Origin of the sequence: Candidatus Cloacimonas acidaminovorans str. Evry (genome assembly GCF_000146065.2) — a bacterium.
Taxonomy (GTDB): Bacteria; Cloacimonadota; Cloacimonadia; order Cloacimonadales; family Cloacimonadaceae; genus Cloacimonas; species Cloacimonas acidaminivorans.
Genome location: NC_020449.1, coordinates 1,553,851 through 1,574,536 on the forward strand (window position 1 = coordinate 1,553,851; position 20,686 = coordinate 1,574,536).

The window sequence follows — 20,686 nt, forward strand, 5'->3', positions numbered from 1 at the left end:
GAGAGCGAGGGCAGAGAGTCAGGAGTCCTCACTGCCGAAATAACTTTTACGCTACCCTCAAATTTGTTTGGCAGTGAGGGTTAATGACAAGAAAGGGAAAATAATTAGGAAGAAGATATTATGGAAGACCAGATATTATCTGAAGTAAACCTTAAGGAATATATGCCTACCACTCAGATGAAATTGTTTAACTTTGATGCAAAACCCTTTTTAAAATGGGCAGGTGGTAAAGGACAACTAATTCCCGAACTTGTTGATCGGCTTCCGGATAAATTCAAAAAAAGTATGCATATTCCTGTTTATATTGAACCATTTATTGGAGGTGGTGCATTTTTCTTTTATTTACAATCCTGTTTTCAGATAGATAAATCTTTCATAATAGATATCAACCGTGATTTGATCATAACCTATCAAGTTATTAAATATGCTGTAGAGAATTTAATTGCTTTATTATCCGAATTGGATAATAAATATAATAATGCTTCCCAAACTGAGAGAACTACTTTGTATTATGATATCAGAAAAAAGTTTAATTATAGTAAAAAGCACCTTGATACCACTTACAACGAATTATGGATAAGACACTCTGCCTATATGATTTTTCTTAATAGGACTTGTTTTAACGGTTTATATAGAGAGAATAAAAACGGGGAATTTAATGTCCCTCATGGTCGTTATGATAAACCCTCAATATGTCAAGCAGAAAACCTTTGGGATGCGAATAAAGCACTGTCTAATACAAAAATTCTACAGGGTGACTTTTCCTTGGCTGCAAATTATGTTGAAGAAAACACCTTAATTTATTATGATCCTCCCTATAGACCATTAACCAAGACCTCCAATTTCAATTCTTATGCCAAAGAAGGTTTTGCCGATAAAGACCAAATCAGATTAGCTAACTTTTTTCAGGAAATGGATAGACCTGATGTATATCAGATTTTATCAAACTCCGATCCCAGAGTTACAAATCCCAAGGATGACTTTTTTGATAACCTCTATAAAGAGTATAAGATAAGCCGAATACAAGCAAAAAGAATGATAAATTCCGATGCCGAAAAAAGAGGTAATATTACTGAAATACTTGTGACGAATTATTGAGGTGATGGAGTATGTCTCAGTTCTAAACTAATAAAAATTATGCTTTATATAGTATATATAATGTTTATCATAGATTGGGAGGTTTACCTTGAAACAATTATCTGTATATAAAAAATTAAAACTGAACAGCCCCGAAAAAGTATTTAACTATCTTATAAATACTATGTTACCTACAATCAATAACTGGTCTTATCTTGTTGACTGGGAAAAAGTATCCAAGCACATAAAGGATATTGAAATATGCCTAAATACAATGAACTATCTCATAGGCAAAAAGAATATCCACAATGAATTTCAATATCTTCTGAAAAAACATCCGGAAATTAAGCATATTTTACCTGTTCTTGTTGCTTGCAGAAAAGATAGTATTACCCTGTTAACTTCTAATGATGAAAATGACCTCCAAGCAAAAGAGTTCAATTTTAAAAACCTTTCTGATGAAGATGCCTTAAATTTTGCTGACAGAGCTGGTTTATTACAGTTATTAAGTTCAAACAAAATAAAGAACTTGGTTGATTATGTTTTCGGAATTGAAGTAGGATTGGATTCCAATGCCCGCAAAAATAGAGCAGGAAAAGCAATGGAACAATTAATGAATAATCATATTAAAAGGATTTGTGAAAAAAACAACCTTGAATATTTAGCATCTGCTAACAAGTCAAAAGTAGAAAAACACTGGGGAATTGACCTTCCTGTAGATAAAACAAATCGTAAAGTTGACTTCATAATAAAAAAAGACCGTCAGTTATTTTTATGTGAAGTCAATTTCTACAACGTTGTCGGTTCAAAATTAAAATCAACAGCAGGTGAATATAAAAATATCTATAACTTTTGGAAAAGTCATAACCTACAATTTATATGGATAACTGATGGTTGGGGTTGGAAAACAACGCAAAGACCCTTGCAAGAAGCATTTAATGAGCTTGATTATATCCTGAATATAAAAATGGTTTTGGATGGTGTTTTAGAATATATCCTTACTAATTGATTATGAGCTATAGTAAATATTTTTCTGCTGAAGGTTTCTGCTTATATTGGGGAAATTGTATGGAAATTTTAAAAGAACTTGAACCCAACTCAATAGATATGATTTTTGCCGATCCTCCCTACTTTTTATCGGATGGAACCATAACTTGTAAAAGCGGAAAAATGGTAAGTGTGAAAAAGGGTGACTGGGATTTGCTTGATGAATTTAATAACAAATCAGAATTCCACCATAAATGGATTTCTGTATGTAGACAAATATTAAAACCATCAGGAACTATTTGGATTAGCGGAACCTACCATTCAATTTATCAATGTGGTTATGAGTTACAAAAACAAGGGTTTAGAATTATTAATGATATTTGCTGGTTCAAACCTAATGCAGCTCCAAACCTTACCAGAAAATGTTTTACTGCTTCTCACGAAACAATTCTTTGGGCAATTAAAGACCCCTTACAGAAACAAAAATATCATTATGAGCTAATGAAAAATACTGACTGGATGGGAGATATTATCAATAAGAAAGGTAAACAAATGAGAAGTGTTTGGTGTATTCCAACTACACCTGCAAGGGAAAAAATACACGGAAAACATCCAACTCAAAAGCCCATAGCATTATTGGAAAGAATCATTTTATCTTCTACCGATGAAGGGGACCTTGTTCTCGATCCCTTTAATGGAAGCGGTACTACCGGTGTTGTTGCTAAAAAATATCATAGAAATTATATAGGAATAGATATCAATATTGATTATTTGAAATTGACCATTGAAAGGATAAAAGATACTCTTTAACCTTGTGGAAACTTTGAAGTTATATTTATAATTCAATTTAAGAGTCGTCACTGCCGAAATAGCTTTTAAGGTACCCTCAAATTTGTTTTGTAGTGAGGACTCGTGAGCGGAAGAGATATTAGATAATTTTTTTATAGATAAATCATAAATGTTTTCCTCTTAACCGATTTTTAGCTTCCGGATAACCCTTTTCGGAATCAGAATATGAGATTTAGAATGGGGGTTTATTTCTCTTTTTCCGAGGGGCTTACGCCACCATCGCTATATAAGTGTCGCCCTAAGGGGCTTTCTGGGAATATAAAAGGAAAAAAGAAAAAAACTCGGGGCTTACTTTTCCCGAGGGGCTTACGCCACCATCGCTATCATTGTATCGCCCTCCGGGCTTATTAGCAGAGGGCAGAGAGCAAAGGGAATCTAAACCCTATAAACTTTCTAAACTTTCTAAACCTTCTCAACCCTCTAAACTTCCACATAAAGGACATCTTTTTTTTCATTTTGCTCATGACACAAGCATATATTTGCTACAACCTTTTTGTCAAGATACATTGAGTCCCCTTAAAGACCCAATTGGTTGAACACTCCCTTTTTTTTATGTATGTTCAATATAGAATGTATATTATTGCTTTACGAAGGGAATAGCGGTTCCCAGGATATTAATTGTAAAATAGCGGGCGGAGGCAATTTCTCTATTGTAAAAGAGATATCCCTCTTTTTTGGCACCGGGTAAAAGTTCTGCCGAGCTAAATGCATTATTTACCAGTTCATAATACATTTCCTGTTCTTTATTTCTGTCTGTGATACCGAATTCTGTTGTGGGAGAAAAAGGGTCACTGAATTCCTTCAACATCATTCTGCGTTCCAGATCAGAGAGAATGTAATCTACGGGAACGGGATCATATTGTTTTTCATTGCAAAGAATGCTGAATGAGCTTTCCTGCAGTTTAATTTTTTGTCTGGAATTATTTTTTATACTGATAAAGATGGGGAAGAAACGGTTATTGATTTCCTGATAACTTCCAGGGTAGCTTTGGGGTTTAACGATAATCAATAATGTATCCGTACGAATAACAGCATAATTATTTTCGCTAACGACTCCTTCCCCGGGAACAAACTGGCTTACAGAACAAGCGGACAGCAGAAATAAAATTCCTGCTGTCAGCATCATTCTGCAATGTTTATTCGTTATCCTCTTCATTTTCAAGGTCTTCTTCCGATTCATCCATTTCTTCAATTTCTTCTTCATCTTCTTCAGCGAATTCTTCATCTTCCCCATCTGCAAATTCTTCCAGGTTAGAAGCTGGTTTTGCCTTCAAGGTTTCCACTTCTTTATCCAGGGATTCCTCATCCGGTTCTGAATGAACAAGAGATATATCGCGCACTACATCATTGGGAGCAAGGTTTATCAAACGCACTCCCAAAGTATTTCTTCCCACCACGGAAATTTCGGAAACGCGTTGTCGGATAATCATTCCGCCTTGAGTGATAATCATTAAATCGTCATCATCCCGCACCAGCATCAAAGCAGCCAAATAACCGTTTCGTTCATTTGTCTTCAGGGTTATAACACCCATAGAACCTCTTCTGGTAACAGAATAACTGGAAATAGGACTTCGTTTGCCATAACCCTTTTCACTAATAGCTAAAATAGTGGAGGAATTGGGTTTACCGTTTTCCAATTGATCCTGAGCAGTGGCAATAGTCATAGATATTACATAATCTCCATTGCGCAAACGAATTCCTTTCACACCTTGGGAAAAACGACGCATAGAACGGATTTCGCTTTCACTGAAACGATTGCATTTTCCATCATGAGTAGCCAGAAGAATATCATCTCCCGCTTCACAAATTCTGGCATCAATCAATTCATCGCCTTCTCTCAGTTTGATAGCTTTAATACCGATGGAGCGAGGATGCGAAAAAGCGGTTAAAGGTGTTTTTTTAACCAGACCGTTACGCGTGCACATCACGATATTTTGTTCGGGATGGAAATCCTTCAAAGTTACAAAAGCTTTAATTCTATCTCCTTCAGCAAGTTTTACCAAATTCACAATGGCTTTTCCTCTAGCTGTTCTACTTGCTTCCGGAATTTCAAAAACCTTTAGCCAGTAACACATTCCATGATCGGTAAAAAGCAAGATATAGGAATGAGTGCTGGCAACGAAGAGGTATTGAATAAAGTCCTCTTCTTTCAGATTGGAAGCGCTTAAACCCTTTCCTCCTCTGGCTTGAACTTTATAGGTATCAACAGGTAAGCGTTTTACATAGCCATCATGAGTGATAGTAACAACCACCATTTCATCCGCAATCAGGTCTTCCATATTGAAACTTCCAGCCGGAGCAGGGATAATTGTAGTTAACCTTTTATCAGCAAATTTATCTCTAATTTCAGCTGTTTCTTCCTTAATTAAATTCATTCTAAGTTCTTTATGTTCAACAAGTTCGGTAAGACGAGCAATAATAATCAACAATTCCTGATATTCCGTTTCAATTTTATCGCGTTCCAAACCGGTTAAGCGTTGGAGACGCATATCCAGAATAGCTTTTGCCTGAATTTCGCTTAAGCCAAATTTCTCCTGTAAACCGACGCTGGCATCATTTGGTGTTTGTGAAGCACGGATTAGAGCAATAACCTCATCCAGATTATCCAGAGCTATTTTCAAGCCCTCTAAAATGTGCAATCGTTCTTTGGCATTGCGCAGGTCAAATTGAGTGCGGCGTAAAACAACTTCGTGCCGAAAATCAATGAAATTCTGCAGCATTTCTTTCATATTCACAACTTGCGGAACACCATCTATCAGACAGAGATTAATTACGCCAAAAGTGGATTGCAGCTGTGTATATTTATAAAGCAAATTACGCACTACTTGAGCATCATGATTGCGTTTTACCTGAATTACAATGCGCATTCCATCGCGTCCGGATTCATCCCGAATATCGCTAATGCCTTCAATTTTTTTGTCTTTCACCAGCTCCACCATTCGTTCTATAAGCTGACTTGTAGAAAGCTGATAGGGAATGGAACGAATTATAATCTGTTCTATATCATTGGGTAGGGTTTCAATTTCAGTTTCACCCCGCATAATAATTTTGCCTCTACCCGTTTCAAAATATTCTCTTATTCCCTCAGTTCCCAAAATAAAACCACCAGTTGGAAAATCGGGTCCCTTAATATATTCCAGCAAGTCCAATGGTTGCAAATCGGGATTATCAATCAGAGCAATAATGGCATCACAGACCTCACCTATATTATGGGGTGGCATATTGGTTGCCATTCCAACAGCGATTCCGGAAGAACCGTTTACCAGTAAATTGGGAAACCGCGCAGGAAAAACAGTAGGTTCTTGACGGGTTTCATCGTAGTTGCTTCTAAATTCAACGGTATCCTTCTCCAGTTCGGTAAGCATTTCCATTGTTATTTTTTGCAGGCGTGCTTCTGTATATCGCATTGCTGCAGGCGGATCACCATCTATGGAACCGAAATTTCCCTGACCTTCAATTAACGGATAACGCATTATCCAGGGCTGTGCCAAACGCACTAAAGTAGGATATACAACTTGTTCTCCGTGAGGATGATAGTTACCACTTGTGTCCCCGGCAATTTTTGCACATTTACGAAAGTGACTTCCGGGAGTTAAATTAAGTTCATGCATCGCATAGATTATTCGGCGTTGAGAGGGTTTCAAGCCATCCCTAATATCGGGTAAGGCGCGTGAAACAATCACACTCATAGAATAATCAAGGTATGCTTGTTTTAGTTGTTCTTCTATTTGAACAGGAATAATATTGGTTGTTTCAGACATCTATTTTTGCTCCTTAAACATCAAGATTTTTTACATAGCGGGCATTTTCCTGAATAAATTCCCTTCTGGGTTCTACTTCATCGCCCATTAAAATGGTAAACATTCTATCCGCCTCAATGGCATCATCCATTTTGATAGCAATCATTTTCCGGTTTTTAGGATCAAGAGTGGTTTCCCAAAGCTGTTCCGCATTCATTTCACCAAGTCCTTTATAGCGTTGAACAAGCACACCTTTTTCACCAAATTCCCGAATTGCTTTATCCCGTTCTTCTTCATTATACACATAAACCTTCTGTTTTCCTTTGCGAACCTGAAAAAGAGGCGGCATTGCAATATAGAGTTTACCTTCTTCAATTACGGGACGCATATAGCGATAGAAAAAGGTCATTAGCAAAGTGGCAATATGAGAGCCGTCTACATCAGCATCAGCCATTATAATGATTTTATGATAACGCAGTTTGCTAATGTCAAATTCCTGTCCAATTCCAGCTCCCAAAGCTAAAATAATCGGTTGAATTTTATCGTTGTTCAAAACCTTATCCACTCTTGCTTTTTCCGTGTTCAGCATTTTTCCCCACAAAGGAAGTATTGCCTGAAAAGAACGATCTCTTCCTTGTTTGGCGCTTCCGCCTGCCGAGTCACCCTCCACTAAAAAGAGTTCTGTTTTTTCCGGATCGCTTAAAGTGCAATCAGCAAGTTTTCCTGGCAGGGAGCCACTTTCCAGGACAGTTTTTCTCCTGGTAAGTTCTCTTGCCTTTCTGGCTGCTTCTCTACTGCGTGCTGCTAAAATACTTTTCATTGTAATATTTTTTGCTTCAGCAGGATGCTCTTCAAAATACTCCATAAGCTTTTCGTAAACAGCACTATTAACAATTCCTTCCACTTCCGAATTTTGCAGTTTGGTTTTGGTCTGTCCCTCAAATTGGGGATTGGCAATTTTAAGTGAAATAACTGCAGTAAGCCCTTCTCTAATATCTTCACCAGAAGGACTAACCTTTTCATTTTTAAGCAGATCGGCATTTTTGATGTAGGTATTTACAGCACGCGTTAAACCGCTTTTAAATCCGCTTAAATGGGTTCCCCCTTCAGTAGTATTAATATTATTGGCAAAACTGAAAATGTTTTCCTGATAACCCTCGTTATATTGAAGGGCTACTTCAAATTCCATTCCTTCTTTCACGCTGGAAATGTATATCGGATTGGGGAAAAGCGGTTTTTTGTTCTGATTTAAGTATTCCACAAAACTTTTTATTCCCCCCTCATATTTAAAATCATGAACCCGACCACTGCGTTCATCTTTTAGAATAATGCGTAATCCACTATTCAGGAATGCCAGTTCTCTTAAGCGGGAAGTTAAATAATCAAAGCTGAATTCCGTTGTTTCAAAAATAAGTGGATCGGGACGGAAAGTTACTACTGTTCCGGTTTTATTGGTATCCCCTAAAACCTGTAATTCGGTTACCGGAAGACCTCTTTCAAAGCGCATAAAGTATTCTTTCCCGTCCTTAAAAATATTCACTTCCAGAAATTCCGAAAGAGCATTTACTACTGAAACACCAACTCCATGCAGACCTCCGGCTACTTTATAACTTTTATCGTCAAATTTCCCCCCTGCATGCAGAACCGTTAAGACAACCTGCACTGCCGGAACTCCCATATCTTTTTGGATATCAACAGGAATTCCGCGTCCGTTATCTTCCACTCTAATATTTCCTTCGGTGGTTATAGTGCAAATAATTTCATCGCAATAACCTGCTAATGCTTCATCTATAGAATTATCTATAACTTCGTAAACCAAGTGATGCAAACCGCGTTCACTGGTGCCTCCAATATACATTGCAGGCCTTTTACGGACAGCTTCCAGACCCTTCAGCACTTTGATATTGCTGGCTGTATAAGTTGAGCTTTGCATATTCTATTGTCTCCTATAATTTTATGAATAAAGCTAAGGATTTTTTTCCAGATAAATGAATCTCACTGGATTTTGAATCCTTAATTTGTTGCCACAGTAAATGATATAGTGTTATTGTCAAGCACTTTCTTTGTCTATTTTCTGTTTATAATCCTTTATCTTGCAATATGTTATAAAACCCGTTTTTTTTGTTTTTGGGAGGGCATTAAAATTCCCTTTTTTCCCGCTCCTTTTTTCTCCCTTTCAGGTTAATATGCTGTCATTGTGAAAGTTGCTTTTTTTCCATAATAGCATTACCTAATCATTGCTTACCCATTACGGATGGGATTAGCAATGGGTAAGCAATGGGTAAGCAATGCTCCTAAGGAAGAATATATAACTTCAATAAAGAGTGACGATTATAGGCATTCTGCTATAACCTTTAATTTTTATCCCCAATAATGCGGTTGAATAAAAATGGGGCGGCAACTTCCTATTTGCCAAAGAAACTGAAGATTTCTAAAGGGATTTTTACCACCGGGTTAAAACCCGTTGTTAGTATCTGTCGTTCCTACGGAACTTTTTCTTAACAAAAGAGATAAGTTGTTCACTTTTCGCCGGGTTCAAACCCGTCGTTAATATCTGTCGTTCCTGCGGAACTCATTCTTAATAAGAGAGATAAGTTATGTCCTTTACGCTTTTCGCCGGGTTCAAATCTTTCCATAATATCTATCGTTCTAATGTCATTCCTGCGAAATCAGGAATCCAGATATTTTTAAACTATATAACTGAATTTTCAATAGGGAATTAATCTAATTTGCTTTCTACGAAATTTTTACTACAATATGTGCTTAACGAATGGAGAAATGATATTAACAATTATTTCTATTGCATTATTGGGTTTTAAGGAAAGGTTTATGCTCTCCACGCTATCATTGTATTGCTCTTGGAAACTATAAAAATGTTAAACTTTTAATCTTTTTCGTCCCTATCTCTTATTCTTATCTCTATATTGATGTTACGATTACCTTTTGGGAGATATTCATCTATTATTGTTCCTGTTGGGTGAAAAGGATTATAAGATTTAGATAACTTATATAACTTTATCAAGCCGTATCCTATAAGAATAATTAGAATTATGAACACCATTTTTTGTTTACCTCTAATTTACAATATATTTATTCCTTACCGCCTAACAACTACAAAATGAACGACGCGAATGTCGTTCTACTGGTTAATAATCAGTTCCTTTTGCCTGCGTATTTCAGAGGGTTTAGGAATATGAATCGGCTTTCCTGTTTCATAATCTAAACCGGTATAATACATACAAGTGGAAATTGTCATAGGCGTAGGGGTAAATTCTTGCACCTGTTCTACCTTTAATTTATTTTTTCTTAGCCAATTACGAAGTTCAAAAGCATCTTCCATAGTAGTTCCTGGATGACCAATTATCAGGTAAGGAATAATTTGGCTTTTTAGTCCCGCTTTATTAGTGTAAAAATAAAACTTTTTACAAAACTTTTCAAAGACCTCAATCTGCGGTTTATTCATCAAGCGTAAAACACTAGAAACAGAATGCTCCGGCGCAAGTTTTAAACGCCCTCCCGTATATTTAGTAGCAAGGGCTTCAATATAGTTATCATCATTTACTGCCATATCATAGCGAATTCCGGAGGCAATAAATAAATGTTTGATACGGGGTAAATTCCCTATTTTAGCAAGGATTTCCAACTGAACCGAATGATTTATTTGCAAATTGGGACAAATATCTGGAACCAGACAGGAATTTCTTTTACAGGTCTCAGGAAAATCCAAACCGCAAAATGAAGCATACATATTTGCAGTTGGACCACCTACATCGGAAATTGTGCCGGTATGTTTTTGTGCTTCTTTCAGCAGAGAGGTCTCCGATCTGGATTGAATATTGCGTCCTTGATGACAGGCAATAGCACAAAAATTGCAACCACCATAACATCCGCGATGAGAAGTAATAGAATCCTTAATTTGTTCATAAGCAGGAATTTTGTGCCCTGCATAAACAGGATGCGGTTGATATGCAAAAGGCAAAGCATAAATGCTATCCATTTCCTTTGTAGTTAATGGTTTTGCCGGTGGATTATGTTTCAGCCAGCGTCCTGCATTTTTTTGAAAGATAGTTTTTGTTCTATAATTATCCTCAAATTGTCTGGTCATTTGATAAAAGGTCTCTTTAGCGGAACACTTCTCTGCTTCCGGCAAAATAATATCCTCCTTTGCCGGAAAAGTAGAAGAAAAAACAACAGTGGAAGGCAAATTTTGAATACTGCTTACAGGAACTCCTTTTTGCAATAAAATCGCCAGATCCGTTACAGGTCTCTCCCCCATTCCGTAAATTAAAATATCCCCTTTGCTATCTGCCAAAATGCTATTGCGAACTTTATCCTGCCAAAAATCATAATGAGCAATCCGACGCAAGGATGATTCTATGCCTCCAATAACAATTGGCACACCCTTAAAAAGACGCTTTATGATATTGGTATAGATAATGATAGCTCTGTCAGGACGCTTTCCGGAAATTCCATCAGGACTGTAAGCATCGTCATTACGCAGTTTTCTCTGGGCTGTGTAATGATTTACCATAGAATCCATATTGCCTGCAGTAATGCCAAAAAAGAGACGCGGTTTTCCTAAAACGGTGAAAGAGGAATCATTTCTCCAATCCGGTTGAGGAATAATTCCAACTCTAAAACCGGCTGCTTCTAAAGTGCGTCCGATAATTGCTGCAGCAAAAGAAGGGTGGTCTATATAGGCATCTCCACTGATAAGAATGATGTCTAAATAATCCCAATCCCTCTCTTTCAGGTCCGATTGGTTAACTGGAAGAAAAGGCATCGCTAAAAAAGGGGTAATGGATTTTATAACTTTCCATTACCCCTGAAAAAAGGTAGGCATCTAATCAGGGATTAACTCTGATAATATTGATTGCCTGAATGCCTTTGTCCGTTTCCATCAAATCAAAAGTAACCAGTTCATCCTGTTCCAAAACTTTCAGTTCCCGCGGAGAATTGGTAACTATAGATTTCCAGTGGACAAAGTATTCCTTGTTGTCATCAGTAATAATAAAGCCATAACCTTTATTCTTGTTAAACCATTTTACTTTTCCTTTCATATTGAACCTCACATATTTTTATCCTAATGTCATAGAAAAAAATATAGCTGATTATGTCAATTAAAAAAGTAGAGAGGTCTGGAGGTCTTGAGGTCTGGAAGTTAAAAGCTTGCTTTTAAATGAACGACGAGGACATCATTCTTCCGGAAAATTAAAAATCTTGATAGAATATAGTGTAGCTGGAGGACGCCGTTCCTCCGCAATAAAAATTTACCTGTTCTTAACAAGTTCCAACTATACAAAAAATTGATTTTGCGGAGCTTTAGCGAGCTCCAGCTACCCAATTCGCTCTTACTTTATTGACTTCTTGATCCCTCTACCTTTAAACCCTCATAACATTTTTCTATTGACTATTTAAGAGAATTGATTATCATAGTTCATATAAGGTAACCAACAAATTCAGAGGAGTTTATATGAAGCCAAAACTTCTATTAGTGGACGATGATCAATTACTACGAGAAGTAATAGGTGATTTTTTATCGTCCCACGGTTATGAAGTTGATTTGGCTGACAATGCAGACAGCGCTTTGGAAAAGTTTGAACCTGGTAAATACCAACTGGCATTAATTGATTATATGATGCCTGGAATGAATGGATTGGAGTTAATGAAAATTTTATTGAAACAAGACCCGAAAATCTTTTGTCTGATTATGACTGGTTACCCTACTGTTGATTCTGCTTTTCAATCCGTTGTAGACGGTGCTTCCGATTATATTGTAAAGCCCTTTCAACTAAAAGAATTATTAAATACAATCGGTTCCTACATCTGATGCTGGAAATAGAATTAACATATCCGAAACCCGTTCCCAACCGCTCTTTAAATATTTGGAGCAATCCTGTTTTTATGCAGACAGTAGCTGAAATATCCAACTTCATACCCTGGCATCTGGTCTGTTATAAAGGCACTACAATTGTTGCTGTTCTACCGCTTTACGAGAAAAAAATACTTGGTTGCAGAGTGTTAAAACGCTCCTCTTTATCCTATTATCAGGGATTAAACCTTTGGCTGGAGGAAAATTCTCTGCCGGCAAGAAAGTTGCTTGATGCCCTACAAATAACGATGGCAATAGCAAGGGGCTTAAAAAGTAACTTTAAGAGAATTAGAATCAACTTAACTCCTGAGACCTACGATATTAGAGGTTTTTTATGGAATAAGATGCAAGCTGTTCCTTTTTATACTTTTGTCCATAATCTAAACAGCGAACTAAAACCTCTTCCCGATAAACGCAGAGACCTTGCCCAAGCGGAAAAACAAAATTATACTTTTGAGGAAGGATTGAATATTGAGGAATTTATCGGTTTACTAAAAATTCTGAAGGTTAAAAAAAACTGGAATCCCGATTGCGATTACCAGGGATTGGGTGATTTCATCCGTATTTTATATCGGGAAGGAATGTTACGGCAAATGAATTTAACCCAACAAGGTAAAATAGTTAGCAGTAATCTTATCTTACAGGATGGCAAAAAGGTATATAATATCTATCAGGCAACTGAAGATAATGCCTTAAAAAAAGGTGCCTGTAGTTTGCATACGGTTAAACTGATAGAACTTCTCCAAAAAGAAGGTTTTCAGGAACTGGATTTCTGTGGTAGCAGCATACCTGAAATTGCCAGATTCAATAGTGCACTTGGTCTTCAGCTGAAGCTTTTCTTTCAAATTAGGTCTTCTGCTATGGTATAATAAAAAAGGAAAACTTTCCTGTCTGCGGAATAAAAACTCTGCAGGCAATAAAGGATAAGTAATAATGGAAAAAATTGTTGTCTTGAAAGGGGGAACTTCTCCTGAAAGAGAGGTCTCTTTGGTTAGCGGTGCAGAAATTGCTTCTGCCTTAAGAAATATGGGCTATATAGTTCAAGAAATAGACCCTGCCGATTACCCGAAACTTTCCGATTTACTTACTGCCGTTCAAAATGAACAGCCATTACTGGTCTTTAATGGTTTGCATGGAGGTAGTGGAGAAAATGGTGAACTGCAGGCAGCTCTTTCCCTGGCAGGAATTAAGTTTACAGGTTCCGGTTTCAAAGCCAGCTGTTTCAGTATGGATAAATACATTTCCAAGCTGATTGCTTTGGCGGAAGGAATTCCGGTTCCTAAATATATTTTAATGCGGGAAGACCTTCTGGAGGATTATCAAGATGTGGAAGATTATTCCGGATTTTCCAATCAGTTGGGACTTCCTATAATTGTAAAACCAAATGATGCCGGTTCTTCCGTAGGAATAAGCAGAGTGGAATGTTTGGAGGACTTGAAACCTGCTGTCCAAAAGGCATTGCAATATTCACATAGCGTCCTTTTAGAAGAATATATCCCCGGTAGGGAATTAACCGTCACAATTATTGATTCGGAGGCATATCCTGTAGTGGAAATCAAACCCCTGGAAGGTTGGTATGATTATACCAATAAATATACTCACGGAAAAACTAAATACGAAGCACCCGCTCAAATTGATGATACCGTAGCCAAACTTTTACAGCTCTATGCCTTAAGGTTATGGAAAGCATTCGGTTTAAGTGGTTATGCCAGAATTGATTTTCGCTACGATGGCCTCAAACCCTATTTTTTGGAAGTCAATACACTGCCTGGAATGACTTCGCTTTCTTTAACTCCTATGGCTGCAAAAGCAGCGGGAATGTCTTTTCAGGAATTACTGCAAAAAATAATCTATATTGCTGCCAAGGAAGGGAGGTAAAAAATGAAACGCTTTCTTTTTATTTTAGTTATCGCTTTGTTATTGCCAACATTAGCTGTGGCAAGAGCAGATTTCTCAGTTACCTTTTCACCCCAAACCATTAGGGTAAACAGTTTCAACTCTGCCAGTTTTGATCCTTTTGACCCTGACCAGCAACCTATTCTAACCACTCTAACTATTACAAATACAGGCACGGTTCCTAAAAGAATAGACCTAAAATTAGTTCTGGAGTGGAATAATATTCCGTTGGTAGAAACTATTTTCAGCTCCAAGGAAAATCTGAATTCCTGGACCTTAACCAACAGGGATTTAATAACCAACCAGCCAAGCACCTATTTTGATTATAAAGAAGGATATGCAAAAATAACAGTAAAAGAGGCAATAAAAAACAGTTCCACCTTAAAATCGGCTGTTTTGGCAGGTTATTTTCCCGATGGAGACCTTAAATTCAAGGTTTGGGTAAGAGAATTTTCCACTGCATCTTGGACTAATAATACTAATTTACCTGATGCTGAATTCAAAATCATAATTCGTAATGCCGGAAATATTACTTTGCTTTCTCCTGGAGTTCCTATTGGTAAAACACCAGCATTAGTTAACGGAATTCCTATAAGCTTTTTATGGAATTCACAGTTGACTGATTTTAACGATTATAAGCTCATTATCAAAGAGTTTCCTCCTAACAATCCGCCTACCGTAAATACTATAGACAGAACAGGAGCCGTTTTTTATGAAACCCCCGAGAATACAAAAGAAAACAGCGGTTTTGTTGAGTTCCTGCCCTTTACAGATGGCAACTATTATGCCTGGAAAGTAACAACTGCTCTGGCAACAGAATATAATCCAAAAAAGCAAAACACCGGTAATAATATCCTTTCCAGTAACTGGTATGTTTTCCAGTATGTGGATGAAGAAAAAGCCGCCGCCAGTATTTCAGAATTTCAGGCACACCTCAATATGCTGCAAAATAGCATCTTGTTAAATCTTTACACGCAAGGTTATGTTCCTGCAGGAATTGTGATTATAGATGATAAAGAATTTTCGGGACAGGAAGCTATAAATCTGATTGATGCTTTGCAGGGACAGGAAATTTCAGTGGAATTGAAGGACTGAAGAGGAGGAAAAATGAAAAAGATATTTCTTTTCGCTATCATCCTCATTTTAACCGTTAATTTATTAGCTGTGGAATCAGTAGCTATTATTTCCGCCTCTAAAGGTAAAGTGGATTTACGCAGAGCAGCAAAAGTGATTAAACATAAAACCGGTGATTTTTTGCAGAATAATGATGAAATACGCACCGGAGGAGAATCCTTTGCTGCTTATAAATATATTGACGGTTCTGCTACTGTAAAGGTCTTTTCTCATTCTATCGTGCAGGTTTATGCTTCCGCCAAAGACAAAAAGCTTGCCAAAACAGTTAAACTAAACCAGGGGAGCGTTTTTTCCCAAATAAAAAGTGATTCCGGACCCTTTTCCGTACAAACGCCAACTACTGTTGCTTCCGTTAAAGGAACCGGTTTTATGGCTAAATTTGATGAGCAGGAACAGACCAAATTCATTGTTACCGAAGGGGAATTGGAATTGAAAATTTTGGATAAAACCGAAACCCAATCAGTTGCTGCAGGAAATACTGCTATCATTCAAGCAGATGGCAGTTTTGAAATCAGACCCAGCACGGAAGAAGACATCCAGGAAATTGAATTAACAGAACTGGAATCAATGCAGGAAAAAGAAATCAGGAAAATGCGTATACCGGTTGTTGCTCCTAATGGCCAAACCAGGTATATTGATATTACCTGGTAGGAGGATATAAAGATGAAAAAATATTTATTGCTGATACTATCAATTATCCTCGCTACTCATATTTTTGCCGTTGCCTTGATGAATATTTCACCTCAGGTTTATTCTTTCCATCAAAAATGCGATTTGAAGGTGGAAGTGCAACAGGGTTTAAGTGATATAACCAAAATGAAGGTCTATTATCGTATCGGTAAATCCAATCGCTGGATGACCGAAGAAATGAAACAGGATAGTCCCGGTTCGCCCTCTTTTATTGCTACCCTACCTGCTGATTATTTAACTACTGATGTAATAGAATATTACTTTTGCGTTGAATTGAGCCAGGGAAATAAAGAATACTTTCCTCCACAAAATGAAACAGTGCCCAACTACATTCTGGAACCGGATATTGCCTCCGGAGAAGCAGAACCCGGTTTTGTTCTTTTAACTGATGATCCCATTATTTCTGCAGATGATGGCTATATGCTGGTCGTTTCTTTCTTTGCCATTAGTGAAGAAATTGATCCTTCCAGCATTGAGGTTTGGGTTGGAGGCAAAAATGTTACTTCTTTGTCTCAAATTAGCCCTCCCCTGATTGTTTATAAAGATGAAACACCTCAAAGCGGAACCCAAAAAGCGGTTATTAGAGCAAGAAAAGAGGGAAAAACAGTCCATTCTCCTATCTGGTCAACCGAAATTTTACCCTCAAGTAAAGCATTGAAAGAATTTACCTATCAGGGAACTGTGAATTTTGCTTCTAATTATTATAATTATTCCAATGATGATGCTCTCGGTTACACAAAAAGTGATGCTGCTACCTGGGCTGATTTCTATGGAAACTACGGAATATTAAATATGCAGGCAAACCTCTATTTTTCATCATTAGAGCATAGTAACAGTCAACCTGTGAATCGTTATACCCTGGGTTTCAATATTCCTCATCTGGAATTTTTTGCTGGTGATTATGCTCCGACCTTCAGTCAATTAACTTTGAACGGAAAAAACTTAAGAGGAATTTATTCCCGCTTATATTACAAATCCTTATCGTTATCTGTAACTCACGGACAAACAGTTCGCAAAACGACAAACGAACTTGATCTTGATTCTGAAGTAGACGGGATGCAGAAATCGGGAACCTTCAAACAGGAGGCATTTGGAACTCGTATTCAATACTGTGATGAGGATAACTTTATCTTTGGCATTAACTTTACTCGTCATAATGATGTTATAAGTTCACTTGATAGCACTTACTACATATACGAAAAAGTGGATGAGAAAGGTGACAAAAGCACTATTTATACTACTACAGCACAAGAGAATGCAGTTTTAGGAGTAGATGCCCAGATGCATATCCGTAAACCAAATTTGGTTATAGGAGCTGAAATTGCTAGCTCGCTTTGGAATACAAACACTATTCCGGGAGCAATGACACAGGAAGAACTGGAAGAATATCTCGGCAAAGATTTCTTCCTCGATCCTCAGGATTTAAGCAGATTGTTTATCATCAATAAAAATATGATTCCTATTGTGCCAGGTCGTGCCAGTATTGCCTGGCTTACTTATGTTAGAACTTGCTTTTATAATAATCTCTTGAATTTCCAATATTCCGAAACTGGTTCTGCCTTCAATGCTTTTGGTTCTGCCTATCAAATTCCCGATAGTAAAGTCATCTCCATTACGGATAACTTCAATGTTTCTAAATATTTTATCTTAAGTGGAGGTTTGAATTTGATTGAAGATAACCTGATGAAGCATAAAAGTGAAACCAATAATACAACTTCCTGGTATCTCCAATCTCTCATTCGCATACCTCAAGCTCCATATTTCAAATTTGCCTATTACAATAATTCCGGCAAAAATGAGGATAACAAGGATATCGCATACGAAGGAGAGCTGTTCCAAAAAGTTAAAAACAAGTCCCAAAACTTAATCTTCGGCATCGGTTATAATATTACTCAAATTCCTTATGTTCCTACGCAAGTGGATATTAGTTATCAAATGGGAACCGATAACAACAAACAAAGCGATTTGGACTTAACGGATAATAAAAATAACAATTTCAATATCACGATGTTAAATCGTTTCCAAATGATTCCTCTTACCCTGCAGTTTGCTATGACACTGAATAACAATAAAAACCTTTTGGCAATAACCAATAAAAAGGGAAATAATAATAATTTCTTTGTTGGAGCAACATACAGCTTGTGGGAAGATAAAATAAAACCCTATACCAATTATCGGATTGTTTCTGCCAGTGGAGCTCAAGGTGATAGAAGTTATCAATATTACACTTTAGGGGTTGAAGCATACCCTATAAAGTCCTTAAGCGTAAATACTAATATCGCTTTAACCGATTTTAATAATAAAGATAACATCCCTGGCGATTACAGTAATTTTATTTGGAGAGTTCTGCTTTCACAGCGGTTCTAATTTGAAGAGTGACTTACAATTTATTGTCTCCGTTTTGCAGAAAGTTATTTTTCTGCAAAACGGGCTTTTTATTGAGGAGGTTTAGATGCCCGTAAAAAAAGTAATTATCTACCTCGTTATAATCCTGCTAATCGTAGAAATTATCTTTGCTTTTCCCTTCTTTAAGAATCTGGAATACAAAGCTCAGGATATGCTTTTCCGAATGAGAGGTAAATTGCCGGTTTCCGATAAAATTGTTATTATAGGTATTGATGATGCCACCTTTAGCGCTTTAAATGAAACCTGGCCATTTCCCCGGGACTATCATTCCAAATTAATAGAAAATCTGAATAAAGCCGGAGCCAAGCAGATTATATTTGATATTGAGTTTACGGAAAAAACTTTGCCGGAAAGTGATTTACGGCTGGCAGAAACTGCAAATAGATATCAGAATGTAATTTTTGCCGGAAAGGTCTTAACTTCACAGCGTCCCGGAGAACCCAGTCAGATTATTCCTCCCATTAGTCCCATAACAGAATATAATTTGCCTTGGGGAATTGTAAATATGGAAGCTGATCCGGATGGTTTTATTCGTAAATACACCCTTTTTGAAAACTTTGATCAAACCAATCTCTATAGCATAGGAATTGCATCTCTGGCAAATTTAAGGGTCTATCAAAACAATTGGGCTGAGCATATTAAAGTTAACAGCAAGGCATTGCATTTAACCGATAAAAGTATTCCCCTTGCAGATAAAAACAAGGCAATCATCAATTTTAGAGGTCCTGCTAAAACTTATCCTGCTTTTTCTTATGCCAACATTTTGGATGATTCAACTTTTTTTATGCCTGGTTATCAGGGTGCAGAATTGGATGAATTTTACGAAATAAGAGATAGTGGCGTTTTAAAAGATAAAATTGTGTTGGTTGGAGCTACAATTGATGAATTGCACGATAAATTTCCCACTCCTTATGGCGGAGAATGGACTTCGGGAGTAGAAATTCAAGCCAATTTTCTGGATATGGTGTTAACGGGAAATTATCTGCAGAAACTTAATCCCTGGCTGTTTTTGCTGATTGAAGTTGTTTTGCTGATTGGGCTTTGGTATCTTTTTAAAGTATTAAAACCCCAGTTTTCCGCTTTGGCTCTTCTTGGACTGCTGATTATTTTATTTATTATCAATCTGTTGCTGTTTAACAAAGCCGGAATTATTTGTCCCATAGCGCAAACGATTATCCTTTTGATTCTTATTTATGTTGCCAGCATTTTAAATCACTATTGGGTAACGATGAAAGAAAAACGCTTTATCAGAAATGCTTTTCAGCAATATCTTGCTCCGGAACTCGTTAATCAACTTCTTGCCAATCCTAAAAGCTTAAAATTCGGCGGTTCTTTACAGGAAATAACTGTCCTGTTTTCCGATATCCGCAATTTTACTACTTATTCCGAAAAACACTCTCCTCAGGAAACAGTCAATATCCTCCACGAATACCTTACCGAAATGGTTAAAATAATAATCAACAATCACGGTATTCTGGATAAATTTGTAGGGGATGAAATTATGGCTCTTTATGGAACACCCGTTCCTTTGCCTAATCATTCTTTTGATGCCTGTAAAACAGCTTTGCAAATGAGAGAATGTCTTTCCCGCTTACAGGAAAAATGGCAAAACGAAGGCATTGAACCCTTTGAAATAGGTATCGGTATTAATACCGGAATGGCTGTTGTGGGAAATCTGGGTAGCGAACAAATCTTTGATTATACTGCTATTGGCGATACAATCAATTTGGGAGCACGATTGGAAGGACTAAATAAGGAATATAACACTTTCAATCATATCATCATCAGTGAGTTCACTTATGAAAAAGTTAAAAACCTGGTAAATGCCAATTATATTGAAGAAGTGAAGGTTAAAGGAAAAAATATCGCAGTTAAAATATATGAGCTCGTCAGCTTGAAGTAATAAACCATATTTTCCCCCTTATTGTTAATATATTATATTGTTAAAATATATGAGCTCATCAGCTCAAGTAACAATCTAATATTATTTCAAATTGATAGCTCTTGCCCTTCCTGAGAAGGCAGGAATCCATTT

At 37.0% G+C, this 20,686-nt stretch carries 15 protein-coding genes; 10 read left to right on the forward strand and 5 right to left on the reverse strand.

Features of this window, described 5'->3' with window-relative positions; translation table 11 throughout:
* Positions 1-120 precede the first annotated feature (120 nt).
* From CLOAM_RS06285 to CLOAM_RS06295, 3 genes are all read left to right on the forward strand, one after another.
* The gene (locus CLOAM_RS06285) at positions 121-1,098 is read left to right on the forward strand and encodes a DNA adenine methylase (RefSeq protein ID WP_015425041.1); all 978 of its coding nucleotides are present in this window, start codon (positions 121-123) and stop codon (positions 1,096-1,098) included.
* An 88-nt stretch (positions 1,099-1,186) separates the two neighbouring features.
* Positions 1,187-2,086: a type II restriction endonuclease gene (locus tag CLOAM_RS06290; RefSeq protein ID WP_015425042.1), complete on the forward strand. Its 900-nt coding sequence runs from the start codon at positions 1,187-1,189 to the stop codon at positions 2,084-2,086.
* Positions 2,087-2,088: 2 nt separating this feature from the next.
* Positions 2,089-2,874, forward strand: coding sequence for a DNA-methyltransferase (locus CLOAM_RS06295; protein WP_044279018.1), 786 nt, complete (start codon positions 2,089-2,091; stop codon positions 2,872-2,874).
* 616 nt (positions 2,875-3,490) lie between these two features.
* Here CLOAM_RS06295 and CLOAM_RS06300 read toward each other — a convergent pair.
* The 5 genes from CLOAM_RS06300 to CLOAM_RS06320 form a co-directional block, all read right to left on the reverse strand.
* A complete protein-coding gene (locus tag CLOAM_RS06300) occupies positions 3,491-4,069 on the reverse strand; it encodes a hypothetical protein (protein ID WP_232502662.1) in 579 nt (192 codons plus the stop codon).
* The gene (gene gyrA / locus CLOAM_RS06305; protein ID WP_015425045.1) at positions 4,050-6,674 is read right to left on the reverse strand and encodes a DNA gyrase subunit A; all 2,625 of its coding nucleotides are present in this window, start codon (positions 6,672-6,674) and stop codon (positions 4,050-4,052) included. Before gyrA ends, CLOAM_RS06300 begins: the two co-directional genes overlap by 20 nt.
* 13 nt (positions 6,675-6,687) lie before the next feature.
* Positions 6,688-8,586 carry a DNA topoisomerase (ATP-hydrolyzing) subunit B gene (gyrB, locus tag CLOAM_RS06310; RefSeq protein WP_015425046.1) on the reverse strand — a complete coding sequence of 633 codons (1,899 nt, stop codon included), beginning with the start codon at positions 8,584-8,586 and terminating at the stop codon, positions 6,688-6,690.
* A 1,206-nt stretch (positions 8,587-9,792) separates the two neighbouring features.
* A complete protein-coding gene (locus CLOAM_RS06315) occupies positions 9,793-11,436 on the reverse strand; it encodes a YgiQ family radical SAM protein (RefSeq protein WP_015425048.1) in 1,644 nt (547 codons plus the stop codon).
* A gap of 64 nt (positions 11,437-11,500) precedes the next feature.
* On the reverse strand, positions 11,501-11,713 hold the full coding sequence (locus tag CLOAM_RS06320; RefSeq protein WP_018196882.1) for a cold-shock protein: 213 nt from the start codon (positions 11,711-11,713) through the stop codon (positions 11,501-11,503).
* A 413-nt stretch (positions 11,714-12,126) separates the two neighbouring features.
* Between CLOAM_RS06320 and CLOAM_RS06325 the strand changes: the two genes are divergently transcribed.
* The 7 genes from CLOAM_RS06325 (at position 12,127) to CLOAM_RS06355 (ending at position 20,554) form a co-directional block, all read left to right on the forward strand.
* Positions 12,127-12,483 (forward strand): response regulator, encoded by a 357-nt coding sequence (locus CLOAM_RS06325; protein ID WP_015425051.1) that lies wholly within the window; start codon positions 12,127-12,129, stop codon positions 12,481-12,483.
* Positions 12,483-13,394 carry a hypothetical protein gene (locus CLOAM_RS06330; protein WP_015425052.1) on the forward strand — a complete coding sequence of 304 codons (912 nt, stop codon included), beginning with the start codon at positions 12,483-12,485 and terminating at the stop codon, positions 13,392-13,394. Before CLOAM_RS06325 ends, CLOAM_RS06330 begins: the two co-directional genes overlap by 1 nt.
* A 64-nt stretch (positions 13,395-13,458) precedes the next feature.
* Positions 13,459-14,403 carry a D-alanine--D-alanine ligase gene (locus tag CLOAM_RS06335; RefSeq protein ID WP_015425053.1) on the forward strand — a complete coding sequence of 315 codons (945 nt, stop codon included), beginning with the start codon at positions 13,459-13,461 and terminating at the stop codon, positions 14,401-14,403.
* A 3-nt stretch (positions 14,404-14,406) separates the two neighbouring features.
* Positions 14,407-15,516 carry a hypothetical protein gene (locus tag CLOAM_RS06340; protein ID WP_015425054.1) on the forward strand — a complete coding sequence of 370 codons (1,110 nt, stop codon included), beginning with the start codon at positions 14,407-14,409 and terminating at the stop codon, positions 15,514-15,516.
* Positions 15,517-15,528: 12 nt separating this feature from the next.
* The gene (locus tag CLOAM_RS06345; RefSeq protein WP_071818977.1) at positions 15,529-16,206 is read left to right on the forward strand and encodes a FecR family protein; all 678 of its coding nucleotides are present in this window, start codon (positions 15,529-15,531) and stop codon (positions 16,204-16,206) included.
* 12 nt (positions 16,207-16,218) lie between these two features.
* Positions 16,219-18,612 carry a hypothetical protein gene (locus CLOAM_RS06350; protein WP_015425056.1) on the forward strand — a complete coding sequence of 798 codons (2,394 nt, stop codon included), beginning with the start codon at positions 16,219-16,221 and terminating at the stop codon, positions 18,610-18,612.
* 85 nt (positions 18,613-18,697) lie between these two features.
* Positions 18,698-20,554, forward strand: coding sequence for a CHASE2 domain-containing protein (locus CLOAM_RS06355; protein WP_015425057.1), 1,857 nt, complete (start codon positions 18,698-18,700; stop codon positions 20,552-20,554).
* Positions 20,555-20,686: the final 132 nt, after the last annotated feature.